10 protein-coding genes are annotated in these 13322 nt (G+C 71.2%); 6 read left to right on the forward strand and 4 right to left on the reverse strand.

Features of this window, described 5'->3' with window-relative positions; all coding sequences use genetic code 11:
- The first annotated feature begins 193 nt into the window (after positions 1-193).
- From ACPPVO_RS34100 to ACPPVO_RS34115, 4 genes are read left to right on the forward strand one after another with little or no spacing between them, the layout of a single operon-like run.
- Entirely contained in the window at positions 194-1444 is a 1251-nt protein-coding gene (locus tag ACPPVO_RS34100; RefSeq protein ID WP_426502650.1) for a sugar ABC transporter substrate-binding protein, read from the forward strand.
- Between the two features lie 9 nt (positions 1445-1453).
- The gene (locus ACPPVO_RS34105; protein WP_426502651.1) at positions 1454-2419 is read left to right on the forward strand and encodes a carbohydrate ABC transporter permease; all 966 of its coding nucleotides are present in this window, start codon (positions 1454-1456) and stop codon (positions 2417-2419) included.
- Positions 2416-3234 carry a carbohydrate ABC transporter permease gene (locus ACPPVO_RS34110; RefSeq protein WP_426502652.1) on the forward strand — a complete coding sequence of 273 codons (819 nt, stop codon included), beginning with the start codon at positions 2416-2418 and terminating at the stop codon, positions 3232-3234. The genes ACPPVO_RS34105 and ACPPVO_RS34110 overlap by 4 nt, the downstream gene beginning before the upstream one ends.
- 25 nt (positions 3235-3259) lie before the next feature.
- Positions 3260-4987 carry an amylo-alpha-1,6-glucosidase gene (locus ACPPVO_RS34115; protein ID WP_426502653.1) on the forward strand — a complete coding sequence of 576 codons (1728 nt, stop codon included), beginning with the start codon at positions 3260-3262 and terminating at the stop codon, positions 4985-4987.
- 20 nt (positions 4988-5007) lie between these two features.
- Here the strand turns inward: ACPPVO_RS34115 and ACPPVO_RS34120 are convergent, their stop codons facing one another.
- Complete coding sequence (locus ACPPVO_RS34120) at positions 5008-6528, reverse strand: hypothetical protein (protein WP_426502654.1); 1521 nt, start codon at positions 6526-6528, stop codon at positions 5008-5010.
- Between the two features lie 125 nt (positions 6529-6653).
- On the opposite strand from ACPPVO_RS34120, the gene ACPPVO_RS34125 reads away from it, so the two are divergent.
- Positions 6654-8174: a hypothetical protein gene (locus tag ACPPVO_RS34125; RefSeq protein WP_426502655.1), complete on the forward strand. Its 1521-nt coding sequence runs from the start codon at positions 6654-6656 to the stop codon at positions 8172-8174.
- Positions 8171-9346, forward strand: a complete 1176-nt coding sequence (locus tag ACPPVO_RS34130) for a TIR domain-containing protein (RefSeq protein WP_426502656.1) — start codon at positions 8171-8173, stop codon at positions 9344-9346. Before ACPPVO_RS34125 ends, ACPPVO_RS34130 begins: the two co-directional genes overlap by 4 nt.
- A gap of 23 nt (positions 9347-9369) precedes the next feature.
- Here the strand turns inward: ACPPVO_RS34130 and ACPPVO_RS34135 are convergent, their stop codons facing one another.
- The 3 genes from ACPPVO_RS34135 to ACPPVO_RS34145 form a co-directional block, all read right to left on the reverse strand.
- Positions 9370-10869 (reverse strand): macro domain-containing protein, encoded by a 1500-nt coding sequence (locus ACPPVO_RS34135; RefSeq protein WP_426502657.1) that lies wholly within the window; start codon positions 10867-10869, stop codon positions 9370-9372.
- Between the two features lie 119 nt (positions 10870-10988).
- Positions 10989-11855 (reverse strand): TIGR03619 family F420-dependent LLM class oxidoreductase, encoded by an 867-nt coding sequence (locus ACPPVO_RS34140; RefSeq protein WP_426502658.1) that lies wholly within the window; start codon positions 11853-11855, stop codon positions 10989-10991.
- A gap of 40 nt (positions 11856-11895) precedes the next feature.
- The gene (locus ACPPVO_RS34145) at positions 11896-13320 is read right to left on the reverse strand and encodes a class I adenylate-forming enzyme family protein (RefSeq protein WP_426502659.1); all 1425 of its coding nucleotides are present in this window, start codon (positions 13318-13320) and stop codon (positions 11896-11898) included.
- Positions 13321-13322 lie beyond the last annotated feature (2 nt).

Here is a 13322-nt window from a genome sequence, read left to right on the forward strand (position 1 = left end):
AGCCCTGCGGTTTGCTCTTGACCGACGGCTCGAACCCTCCTATGTTTCGGGTCGAACCGATTCGTATTCCGAGGCAAGTGTGGTGTCCTCGCCCGCGACGACGTCACGGCCTCCGCTCATGCGCCCTGTCCGGTACACCCCAAAACGGCTGCGACCAGCCGGACACCCCACCCGCAGAAGGTGCATCATGCCCATGTCATCGCTCCGGCGTCGTCTCCTCGGCGCCATCCTGGTCCCGCTCGCCGTCGTCGGCACCCAGACCGCCTGCTCCTCGTCGGACACCGGCGGGAGTGGTGCAACCGGTGGGGGCACCTACACGATCTGGGATCCGTACCCCCAGTACGACGGCAGTTCCGAGTGGGTACAGCTGCTCAGCAAGTGCGGCACCGACGCCGGCGTGACCGTCAAACGCGCCGGCTATGACACCAGCGACCTGACGAACAAGGCGCTGCTGGCAGCGCAGCAGGGCAACTCCCCGGACGTGCTCATCGTCGACAACCCGGTCGTCTCCACGCTCGCCGAAGCCGGCGTCCTGACCACCACCCAGGAGAACAAGCTGGACACCGGCGCGATCTCGCCGAACCTGCTCGCGGCCGGCACGATCGCGGGCAAGTCCTACGGGGTGCCGATCGGCGCGAACACCCTCGCCCTGTACTACAACAAGGCGGTCCTGCAGGCCGCCGGCGTGGACATCGCCACCATCAAGGACTGGCCGTCGCTGACCACGGCGCTGGGCAAGGTGAAGGCCGCCGGGAAGAAGGGCATCACCTTCTCCGCCATCGGCACCGAGGAGGGCAGCTTCCAGTTCCTGCCGTGGTACTGGGGGTCCGGGGCGGACCTGCGCAAGCTCGACTCGCCGGACGCGGTCTCAGCGCTGCAGCTGTGGACCGACTGGCTCAAGCAGGGCTACGCGCCCAACTCCGTCATCAACAACACGCAGACCACGAGCTGGCAGGAGTTCGCCACCGGCGGCTACGCGTTCGCCGAGAACGGCACCTGGCAGCTGGGCAACGCGAAGAAAGCCGGCTTCGAGTACGGCATCATCCCCGTGCCGGCCAAGGGCGGCGGCACCGCGCCGGCCCCGACGGGCGGCGAGTTCGTCAGCATCCCCGTGCAGAAGGACACCGCCCGCTACGAGGTGAGCAAGAAGATCGTGCAGTGCCTGACCAGCACCGACAACTCCTACACCACCGTGAGCACACTGAACTACGTGGCGCCGACCACCGCCGTGCAGGACAAGCAGGTGGCCGCCAACCCCGAGCTGAAGGTCTGGGTCGATGCGGTCAAGGCCGCCAAGGGACGCACCAGCGACGACCTCGGCACGAAGTACCCGAAGATCTCCCAGCCGATGTGGACCGCCGTGCAGGCGGCGCTCAGCGGCTCCAAGTCCCCGGCCGACGCCCTCGCCGCCGCACAGACCGCGGCCGCAGCGGCGACGAAATAGGCCGCCGCGTTGAACCACACATCGACCACGAGCACGACCGTGGCCGTGCGGGCCCTGGGTGAGACGGCTCGGGCCGTCTCACCCGCGGGTCGCCGGCGGCGCGGCGGCTGGGTGCGGTGGGCGTTCCTGGCCCCGGTGGTGGTGTATCTCGCCACCTTCTATGCCTATCCGCTGTACCGCAACATCGACCTGAGTGTCCGGCACTACACGGTGCGCTCGTTTGTGCAGGGCGGCGCATCGTTCAGCGGTCTGGACAACTACCGGGCGGTGTTCGACGATCCGACCTTCGTTCCGGCGCTGGTCCACACGGTGGTGTTCACCGCGGCCTCGCTCGTGTTCCAGTTCGCCGCCGGGCTGGCCCTGGCGGTGTTCTTCAACCGTCACTTCCGGCTCTCCGCGACGCTGCGAGCGCTGTTCCTGGTACCGTGGCTGCTGCCACTGATCGTGTCGGCATCGACGTGGTCCTGGATGCTCAACAGCGACTCCGGCATCGTCAACGCTACGTTGTCCACGCTCGGCCTCGGCCCGGTCAACTGGCTCACCTCGCCGGACTGGTCGCTCGTCTCCGTGATCATCGCCAACATCTGGATCGGCATCCCGTTCAACCTCGTCGTGCTCTACAGCGGCCTGCAGGCTATCCCGGCCGAGCTGTACGAGGCCGCCGGCCTGGACGGGGCGAGCGGGTGGCAGCAGTTCTGGCGCATCACGTTCCCCCTGCTGCGCCCGGTCTCCGCGATCACGCTGCTGCTCGGCCTCGTGTACACGCTGAAGGTCTTCGACATCATCTGGATCATGACCAGGGGCGGGCCCGTGGACTCCTCGACCACCCTGGCCACCTGGTCCTACCAGCTCGGCTTCGGCAACCTGCTGCCGCAGTTCGGACCGGGGGCGGCGGTGGGCAACCTGCTGATCGTCATGGCGTTGGCGTTCGGGCTGCTCTACATCCGGCTGCAGCGCAGGCAGGCCCGCCCATGAGACGCGCGAACAACCGGTGGCTCACCCTGCTCGGGCTGCTGTTCACCGCGGTGATGCTGTTTCCCGTGTACTGGATGGTCAACGTCTCGCTGACCCGTGAGCAGGACATGCGCCGGCAGCCGCCGCACCTGTTCCCGATCGATGCGACGTTCGACGGGTACCGTGCGGTACTCGACCAGCAACTGCCGTTCCTCGGCACCAGCCTCGCCATCGGCCTGGGCACGGTCGCGCTCACCGTCGTACTCGCCGCCCCGGCCGGCTACGCGCTGGCGAAACTGCGCCCGCGCGGCGCGGGCCTGCTCGACTTCGTTCTCCTGGCCGCACAGATGATCCCCGGCATCATCATGGCCATGGGCTTCTACGCCATCTACCTCAACCTCGGTGTGCTCAACACCTGGCCGGGACTGGTCCTCGCCGACTCCACCATCGCCGTGCCCTTCGCGGTGCTGGTCTTCACCGCCTTCATGTCCGGCATCCCCGACGAGCTGCTGCAGGCCGCCCGCACCGACGGCGCCGGGCCGCTGCGCACGTTCTGGTCGATCGTGTTGCCGGTCAGCCGCAACGCCATCGTGACGGTCTCCCTGTTCGCGTTTCTCTGGGCGTGGTCGGACTTCGTCTTTGCCAGCACCCTCGACGGCGGCGGCCGGGCGCGCCCGATCACGCTGGGCATCTACCAGTACATCGGCAACAACAACCAGCAGTGGAACGCCATCATGGCCACCGCCGTGGTCGCCTCCATCCCGGCCGCCGTGCTGCTCGTCGTTGCGCAGCGCTACGTCGCCACCGGCGTCACCGCCGGTGCCGTCAAGGACTGAACCGCCGCAGAAAGTGAGTCGCAGCATGAGCACCACCACCGGCCCGGCGTTCTCTGTGCGGGAGATTCCGTTCAGCTACGCCGGATCCTGGTTCGGCATCTCGCCGGTCGTGGCCGAGAAGACCTACGCCGAGCACCTGCACCTGGTGTCGCACCAGACCGGACTACACGCGGTGCTGCGGCTGGTACCGACGAGGTCGGGCGCCGAGGCGGCAGCGGCCGTCTCGGCCTCGCCCTCCCGTTTGGTCTGGTCGGGCGACGACGGCCAGGTGGAGCTCGCGTATGAAACCGTCGACACGGTCCGGCTGCGCGGTCACGGGCTCGGCCTGGCGATCAGCGCCGCGGATCCGGCGCTGACACCGTTCAGCGGCACGTACTTCTACCGCGACCCCGTCGACGGCGCCCACGTGTTCACCGATTACGGCACCGGCCGCCGATACCGCGTCACAGTCCTGGCCGGCACCGCCGAAGCGACAGGCGCACAGGCACTCGGCACCGGCGAACGCGGCCTGGCCGTCGCCGGTGACGAACCCTGGGAGGTCTCGATCGAGGAGTTCGACAGCGCCCGCCCGCCGTACCGCGCCAGCTGTACCTTCGACGAGGTCGTCAAAGCAGCCGAGGCCGAGTTCACCGCGTTCGTCGACGCCGTGGCGCCGTGGCGCGGCCCGCAGACACCCGCCGCCGAGCTTGCCGCCTACGTGCTGTGGTCGGCCACCGTCCGCCCGGCCGGGTTCGTCACCCGCCCGGCGGTGCTGATGTCCAAGCACTGGATGGACAAGGTCTGGAGCTGGGACCACTGCTTCAACGCCCTCGCCCTCGCCGACGGCCGGCCCGAGCTCGCCTGGCACCAGTTCCGCATCGTCTTCGACCACCAGGACCCGGCCGGCGCCCTGCCCGACTCGATCACCCACTCCGAGGTGCTCTACAACTTCGTCAAGCCACCCATCCACGGCTGGACGTTGCGCCAGCTGCGCCGGCGACTCCCCGACCTCGACGTCGCCGAGCTGGAAGCGGCCTACGACGCGCTCGCCCGCTGGAGCACCTTCTGGCTCGACAACCGCCGGGGACCGGGCGAGGAACTGCCGCACTACCACCACGGCAACGACAGCGGCTGGGACAACGCGACCACGTTCGACCACGAACGCGTGGTCCAGAGCGCCGACCTCGCCGCCTTCCTCGTCCTCCAACTTCACGAACTCGCCGACCTCGCCAAGACCCTCGACCGCGGCGGTGACGCCGCCCGCTGGACCGCGGCGGCCGAACAGCTCTGCGCCGCCATGCTCGAACGCCTCTGGGACGGCGAACGGTTCGCCGCCCGAAGCGCCACGACCGGACACACCAGGACCAGCGACAGCCTGCTGGACCTCATGGCCATCGCACTCGGCGACGGCCTGCCGACCCAGGTCCGCGACACGGTGGCCGCGCGGATCCGCCGGCATCTCACCGCCTTCGGACCCGCCACCGAGCTGCCCACCTCGCCGCATTACGAGGCCGACGGATACTGGCGCGGCCCGATCTGGGCCCCGTCCACCGTGCTCATCGAGGACGGCCTGCGCCGGGCCGGCCACACCGACCTGGCCGACGACATCAGCGCCCGCTTCCGCGCCCTCTGCGAACAATCCGGGTTCGCCGAGAACTTCGACGCCAAGACCGGCGCCGGCCTGCGCGACCGCGCCTACACCTGGACCGCCGCCGCCTACCTGATTCTCGCCGCCGCCCACACAGAACGCATCGCGCCCTTGCCGAAAACATGAGCACACCGCGCGGCGGGTACCTACGCCCCCGGGCCGCCCTGTTTGAGCAGGTGCCACGCATCGAGGGCGAACCGCACGGCCCGGCGCGTCGCGACCGGGTGCTCGTCCAGCAGCGCGGGTTCCGTGACGACCTGCCCGGGATACCGGCGGCGAAGCTGGTCGGCCAGCACGTACATGCCGCCGGGCGTGCCGATGCAGAGGAACCGGAAAGGATGGTTGCGGGTGACCGCGAGCATCAGCACGGTGAGCCCGCCGACGTCCCACGTGGCCAGGCGGACCAGGATGCCGCTGGACACCCACTGCCGCACGTGCCGATCGACGGGCAGGTCCATCAGCACGAACACCGGCTCGACGGTCTGCAGCGTCGCCAGCACCGTCGCGTGCCTGGCGAGCGAGTGGTGGGTGGTCAGCACCAGCAGCGGCGAGCCGGGCAGTGCGGCCTGGCACTCGGCCGGCGTGGTGTCCGGCGGGAGCAGCCCGAGCCGGATCCTGGCCCCGTCGACCGCGGCCACCGCTACCAGCGGATCCGGCACGGCCCGGTCACCCAGGTCGAACTGCCCGGCGGCCACGGCCCGGTCCAGCCAGAGTCCGCACACGTAGTGCCCTCCCTCGCCGTCCAGCGACCGGAACGCGCCCGTGTCCCGCAGATGCGCGGACGGTACGACCTCGGCGGTCAGCGGCGGGCGCAACCAGACCCGCTGCCGGTGCAGTTCCAGCGTCTCCTCGAACGCCGGCCGCCGTTCGTTGACCAGGGTGACCAACGGCGCGACCTCGGGACTCACCTCGATGATCGCCGACCGGAACGCGGTGGCCAGAGCGGACTGTTGCCGCGTGCCGACGGAGGCCAGGCCGGCCCTTTCCAGGACCGCTCCGGCGTGGGCGTGGCAACGGGGCCCCAGGATCTCCTCCTCGAAGCGGCGCAGCCGGTCGAAGTCCGGCGAGTCGGCCGGCGGTACGGCCGCGCCGGTGTCGCCGCCGCGGTCCGGGAACTCGGCGAGCAGCCGCTCGAACAACGCCGGCCAGGACGCCGGCCCGCCCGCCTGCTCGAAGGCGGTCAGCCGCCGGTCCGGGCCGTCCCGGCCGGGCTCGAAGTCACCGATGTTCAGTTGCCGGAAGCCGCGCCGCAGCAGGTCCATCGACACGGCGGGCCGCATGCAGACCCGCAGTACCGCGTCGATCGCGGCGATGCGGAACTGCCAGGGCCAGTCACCGGAGGCATCGGCCAGCGCAAGACCCCGGTCGAGGTACGCCAGATATTCAGCATTTCCGGCCAGCAGTGCGCGCGCGTCGCCGATCCCGCCGATGGTCGCGGAGATCGTCGTCGCGTACGTCTCGTGCGTTTCGCGGGAGAGGTCGACCATCCGGAGGAAAAGCTCCCGGAAGGCCAGCCGGCGATACCCGGAGCGGGCCGCGATCCCCACCCCGCTGGACAGCAGCCCCCAGCCCGACGACCACTGCAGATCGTGGTGGAGTGCCTCGTGCAGCTCGGTCATCGACCAGAGCGCCGACTCGCCCGGCTGCTCGCCCGGACTCGGGATCATCAACGCCCAGGCATCGGTTCCGTCATAGCTGCCGAATTGATCGAACCGAAGGACGTCGCCAAGATGATGGCGTGCGCATCGTAACGTTTCGCCGGTCATGAACCGATGATGACAACTGGCGTCCGATGATCGCGGGGGCGGCGTTCGCGTGCTCCCGCGGCGGCCTCGCCTCAGTGCTGCTCGGGGGGTACGACGGAACCGGATCATGGTCATTGGTCACCGCCAATGTGCACGACCCGGATGAGCAGATGCTGGTCGAGACGCACGAGGGCCTGCACCACGAGCTGCAGGCGTCGACCGCGTTCGGCCTGGTCGCCTCGCTGTCCGGACAGCTCGCCGGCCGGGGTGTTCGCCGGTTCGCGCTCCGCGAGACGTTCCGGGAGATGGTCGACCGGTCGCAGCGCGTCCACGAGGTGTTCGCGACAACGCTCGCGGCCGGCGTGGTCGGTGTCGAACCGGCCCGGCGGCTCCTCGCCGACAATCCGGAGTACGGCGGGCACCTGGCGGCCGGCCTGCGGCTCGCCGGTCCCAGTGCGCCGGAGGCCCTGCGGGTAACCGTGGCGGCCGCGGTACTGCGCTGCTGCATGGCCCCGGCCGCCATCGCCACCGTGATCGACCGCGGCTTCGGCGGCTTGCGCCGGGTCGACCTGACGGCCGACCTTGCGCCGGACGCCCGGTTGGCCCGGTTCGAAGCCGCCGACCCGGCCCCCGCCTGGGATCGTCTGCTGCACGAGGTGGGAGAGGCCCCGGCCGAGGATGTGCTGCGCGCCTGCTACGAGCAGGCCCGGCACACACTGGACCGGGCCGGCCTGCCCTCAATCGCCTGGGCCGAGCAGCTCGAGGTCGCCGAGGCGCTGCGGGCTGCGGTCGACGAGGTCGACTCCGAACTGGCGGGCCGGTTGAACATCGTCGCCGAGCGCCGCCCGGTGCTCGACGACGGGCTGGAGTACGACCGGCAGAAGGTCGTCCTGCGGGAAAGGCTGCCGGCTCAGGTCACCGAGCTGACGGATCCGCGGCAGGCCCGGGAGTCGTTCGGCGGCGCCTTCGCCTGCGCTGTGTGGATGAGCCGTGCGGTGCTGGCCAAACAGTTCCGGTTGCCGGCGCAGCCGGCGCTGCCAGACCTCGTCGGCGCCCTGCTCACCACCAGCGGGCACGGCGGCGAGCCGGTCGTCCGGCTGGGGCTGCTGCCCGACGGCATGACGCCCGGTGCGGTCCAGGCGTGGCTCAGTCCGGTACCGGTGGTGGCGCTCACCACCCACCTGACGCTCTTCGACCAGGCGGTCGACGCCCGGCTGCGGCAGGCGCGCCCGGTCTTCGTCCTGATGGATCTTCCGATAGCGTGGCACGTCGACGACTGGATCCGACAGGGCGCCACGGTCCGGCTGGCGCTGGTGCCGCTCGACGGGCCGGCCGGTATCGAACTGTGGCTGGCCGCGTTCACCGTCGACCGCCGGCCGGGGATGCGGTTTCTCGGCGTTGGAGGCAAGGTGGGCATGTCCGTCCTGGTGGAACGGCTCCGGCAACGACACGGCGAGCGCCTGCTGATCGACGGCGAGATCCTGCGCCGGGATGCGGCCGGGGTGAACGCGGTCCTCACCCGCGTCTTCGACACGTGGCACGTGCTGGATCAGGACGCGGTCGAGTGACCGCCTCCTGGCCGCTGGCGCTGCTTGGGGCCGCGGATCCGGCCGCCGGCGAGTCCGTGCTGGTGGACGCGGCAGCGGTGCACCGGCTCGGCGACACGCTCGGGCTCGATCCGGTCGATGCACGGGTCTGGCTGCACGGGCTCATCGAGCAGGAGTATCCGCTGGCGGCGTTCGAGATGCGGTCCGGTGCCTGGCGGGTCAGGCTGCTTCCGGCGGTGGCGACCGCCGCGGTGACCGGCCTGGTCGGCGCGGCCGTGCTCCAGCAGCTCGACACGACGACGCTGCCCGGCGTCCTGCTCGGCCTGGTCTCCGGCGCGCTGATGCACATCGAGCAGGTGGAGGTCGCCGAGACCGACGTCGTCGTCCATGCCCTGCTGTGCGCCGAGGTCGCGGCCGGCGACCCGCGGAGCCTGGAGGTGCTCTACGGCGGACTCCCCGCCGACGTGCGGGACGAGCTCTCGCCGGTCGAGTTCGCGGCGGTGGCGCTGCGGCTGCACGAGATCGGCATGGTCGAGTGGACCGGCAAGGGGGTGAGCCTCCGGGCCGGTGACGCCCGCCGCGGGTTCCGGTTCGTGGCCCGTGCTCCGTCCGTGGCCGTGCTGTCCGCATCGTCCGCCCGGACCACGCCGCCGCCCGACCGGGGGATTTTCGTCATCCACGGCCGGGACGACGAGTTCACCGGCCGGATGTATGAGCTGCTCAGCCTGGTCGGGCTGCGCCCCCTGGAGTGGGAGCCGCTGGTCGGGGCGGCCGGCTTCGGGCCGTCGCCGATCCTGCACGACGTGATCCGCAACGGCCTGTCACAGGCACGGGCGATCGTGGCGTTGCTGACCCCGGACGACGTGGTCCACCTGCACCCCGATTTGCGCCGGGACCGCGAGGACGGGCATGAGCTGGTCCCGGCCGGCCAGCCGCGGCCCAACGTGCTGATGGAGCTGGGGGCCGCGCTGTACCAGTACCGGGAGCGGACCGTTGTGGTCCGGGCCGGCGCGATCAGGCCGATGGCCGACCTCGGCGGCATCAACTACGTCGACTTCGACGGCGGTGAGAGCAGCCGGGCCAAACTGGTGGAGCGGCTCCGGCTGGCCGGCTGCGACGTCGACGACCGGGGCACGGAGTGGCGGCGGCCGACCCGGTTCGCGGGGCTCGCCACGTTCGCCAGACGCCCGTGACGACCGGCCGCCCCCGGCCCGGACTACATGCTGTCGATCACACGGCCCAGTGCACGCAGGTCGAACCGGGCCGCGTCCGACGGGTGCACGACGATCCGCAGCTCCCGGCAGATCGGTGTCTCCCGGGACCGGGCCACGAACGACAGCAGGATCAGGTGGGCGAGCGCCTCCGGGCCGAGCTGGTCGATGCGCGCCAGACCGGACCCGACCACCGGCATGGCGACCGGCCGACGCTGGCCATGCTCGTACACCGCGTCCCATAGCTGGGCCAGGCTGTGCCAGAGGCCACCGACCGACGAGCGCGGCACCAGGTCGTTGCCCATCCGGCTGTAGGCGGCCAGGTAACGCAGGCGGCCGGGCTGGCCGAGCACCGCGACCGTACCCAGCGGGTACCGGCTGAGCTTGCCGAGCCGCTTGGCGGAGCGCTGCTCCACGGCGGCGACCGGAACCGGGGCCAGCGCCAGGTCCAGGTCCGCGTCGAGACGGGCCTTGTCACCGCCGTACTCGCGGACCAGAAACTGACCCTGCACCGATCCGCCGGCGATGATCCGGTCGCCGGTGACCGACGTGTCGAAGGTGTCCGTGAAGCCGATCACCAGGTCCGCGTCCACCTGCGTGAACAGGTCACCGACCAGCATCCGGATTGTGAACTCGGGATGCCGCGACCGCCAGGTCACAGCGCTGGGCGGCCATGCATGCCACACCCCGGCCGCCAGGCAGACCGGCAGCATGGCCAGCGGCACGACCCAGCCAGTCCGCGGGCCGGCACCGGCAAGCCAGGCGAGGGCGGCCACCGACCCCGCCGCGACCACGGCCGCGCTCCAGAACCTCGGCGCGGCCCGCCGCCAGCGCCCACCCGATGCGGGCCGCACCGCAACGATCGGCGCCGGTGCGGCGTCCGGCGCTGCCGGGACCGGCTCTTCGACCACCGGGACCGTCGACGGGTGCGGGTAGCCGGGCACATGTATCCACGCGGGTACGCTCGTCTCCTTCTCCATGACCAGCACCTGGCCACAGGCGTCCGGGTCGAGGCCGTACCCCGGCCCTACCACCTGTTCGAAGACGTCGCACGACAGGATGACCGCAAGGTCGGCACGGTGGGCCGCCTCCAGGTGCCGGCGCAGGACCGCCGAGTCGAGCAGGCGCGCGCAGTGCACCAACGCCAGACCGGCCCAGCCGCCGTCGTCGCGATGCAGCAGACCCATGTGCACCGCGACCCGCAGCCGCAGCCGGGCGGACGGAGCCGCCGTCCTGCGGTGCCGACGCAGGTTCGCGGCGAGGTTGGCGATGAACGGGTCCAGCAGCTCGCTCGGCGGCACCTGCGCGGGGACCACCAGCCGTAGTCCGTCGCCGAGGTCGGTGATGTCGATGATGCCCGGATCGATGGACTGCCGGCGGAGCACCTCGGCGACCATGTCCCGCAGATCCGAGCGCATGCGCAGGATGAGGTGATCGTCGCGGCCTCCGGACCGCTCGACGTCGAACGCCACGATCGTGGCGTGCAGTGGCTCAGTTGTCCGCACACCGCCGCCTCATGCTCGTTGGAACTACACCAATCGAAGCACCGGGCTTCGACGAGCGTCAACCCGATCGCCGCGCGGGACCAGCGGCACAGAGCGGATGGTGCGATCGTGCGGATGGCTCACCCGGCGACGTCGGCGAGGCGAAACCGGTCGGCGAAGGCCGACATCTCGTCGCGCTGCTCGGCGGGATCGGTGGCGGCCACGTTGACGACGAGGCGGGTCACGCCCTGCGCGGCGAAGTCCTCGACCCGATCCGGCGTGAGTCCGGTCGACGCCCATCTGGTGTACGCCAGCGCCTGCGGGTCGCGGCCGGCCTCGAGCGCCGTCGCCCGGGCGAGGCTCAACTGTGCGCGGCGCTCGTCCGGGGTGAGCATGCCGCCGGGGAAGTATCCGTCGCCACGTTGCCCGGCACGGCGGGCCGCCGCCCGGCTCGAGCCGCCGACATGGATGGGGAGCTCGGCGCCACCGTGCGGCTTCGGGAAGCTGACGAGCCTGTCGAAGTCGAAGAACTCTCCGTGGAAGCTGACGCCGTCGGCGCCGCCGGCCCAGAGCAGTCGCATGACGTCAATCGCTTCGTCGGCCCGACGGCCCCGGCCGGCGTAGTCCACGCCGACCGCCGCGGCCTCGCCCGGCAGGCCGCCGAGGCCGACGGTCAGCAGCCGCATCCGGCCTTTGGACAGCACGTCGATCGTGGCCAGTTGTTTGGCGAGGATGACGGGGTGCCGGTACGGCAGCAGCAGCACGGCTGTTCCGAGGAGGATCCGGTTCGTGGCGGCGGCGATGAAGGCCAGGCAGTCCAGCGGATCGGGGTACGGCAGCGTCGGCGGCAGCTCCATCCCGCCGATGGTCGCGCCCGGGTACAGCACGATGTGTTCGGGCAGGTACAGCCCTTCGAAACCGCACTCCTCGGCGTGCCGGGCGAAAGCGACGATGCGGTCGGGATCGACACCGTGGTACGGGGTGCTGTAGCTGACGGCGAACCTCATTGCCGCGACACTAAGCGTTGACACCGGCGTCAGGGCAAGGTCACGGTCGCAGGGACGCCCGCAGTGCCTTGCGGTTGAGCTTGCCGACCGAGGTCAGCGGGATCTCCTCGACGATGCGGATGTCCCGCGGGCGCTTCGTCGGGGCCAGCCGCTCGCCGGCGAACGCCTCCAGGTCGGCCGGCTCGCACGGCTCCCGCAGGACCACGAACGCCACGACTTCCTCGCCGAGGCGCTCGTCGGGGCGGCCCACGACGGCGGCCATCGCCACGGCCGGGTGCTGCGCGAGCACATCCTCGACATCCCGGGGGTACACGTTGAAGCCCCCGCGGATGATGATGTCCTTCTTGCGGTCGACGATGGTGAGGTACCCGTCCTCGTCCAGCCGCCCGATGTCGCCCGTGGCGAACCAGCCGCCGGCGACCGGCTCGCCCCGCCAGTAGCCGCTCATCACGTTGGCGCCGCGCACGACGATCTCGCCGTCCTCGGCCAGCCGCAGCTCCACGCCCGGCACGGCCCGGCCGACGGTGCCGGGGCGCGGCGCGTCGGGCGGGGTCGCGGTGAGGATGCCGCCGGTCTCGGTGCAGCCGTAGCCCTCCAGGACGCGGGCCGAGGGCACCGCCCGCTCGAAGGCCTCGGCGACCGCGCGCGGCAGTGGGGCCGCCCCGGAGTACACCCGCTGCAGTGTGCTCAGATCGTGCTTCGCCGGATCGTGGGCGAGCAGCATGACCAGCATCGAGGGGACCACGGCGGCGACCTGCACCCGGTGCTGCGCGGCCAGCGCCAGCCAGGCCGCCGGGTCGAACCACCGCTGCAGGACCGCGACGGACGCCTCCTTGGCGTGCAACGCGCCGACGGTGAGCAGCATGCCGTAGGAGTGCGACATCGGCAGCGCGGTCAGCCCCAGGTTGAGCCCCGGCGTGTAGCTGACCGCCCGGGACGACGCGCCGGCGGCCGAGAGGTTGGCGTGCGTCAGCGGCACGCCCTTGCTGCGCCCGGTGGTGCCGCCGGTGTACAGCAGCGCCGCCAGCGCGTCCGCCCCGACGTCCACGATCGGCAGCGGGTCCGCGGCGCGCAGTTCGTCGAACCCGGCGGTACCCACGACGAGTGTCCGCACGCCGAGGTCGCCGAACTTCGGCACCAGCTCCGGGCTGGTCACCACGGCGACCGCGCCCGAGTCGGCCAGGATGTGCTGCAGCTCCTGGGCGGTCACCAGGAACACGACCGGAGTGACGACCGCGCCGGCCCGCCAGACGGCCTGGTACACCATCGAAACCTCGGGGCAGTTGGCCATCACGACCACGACTCGTTCACCGGGCCGGACCCCGAGCTCCCACAGCCCGCCGGCGATGCGGGCGGCGGTGTCGTGCAAAGCGCCGGAGGTGTACCAGGAACCCTCGAACCACAGCGACGGGTGGTCGCCGAACCGCTCGAGCGCGGCGTCGGCCAGGCGGGCGAGATTGGTCATCG

It is taken from the genome of Dactylosporangium sp. McL0621 (assembly GCF_049995355.1).
GTDB lineage: Bacteria > Actinomycetota > Actinomycetes > Mycobacteriales > Micromonosporaceae > Dactylosporangium.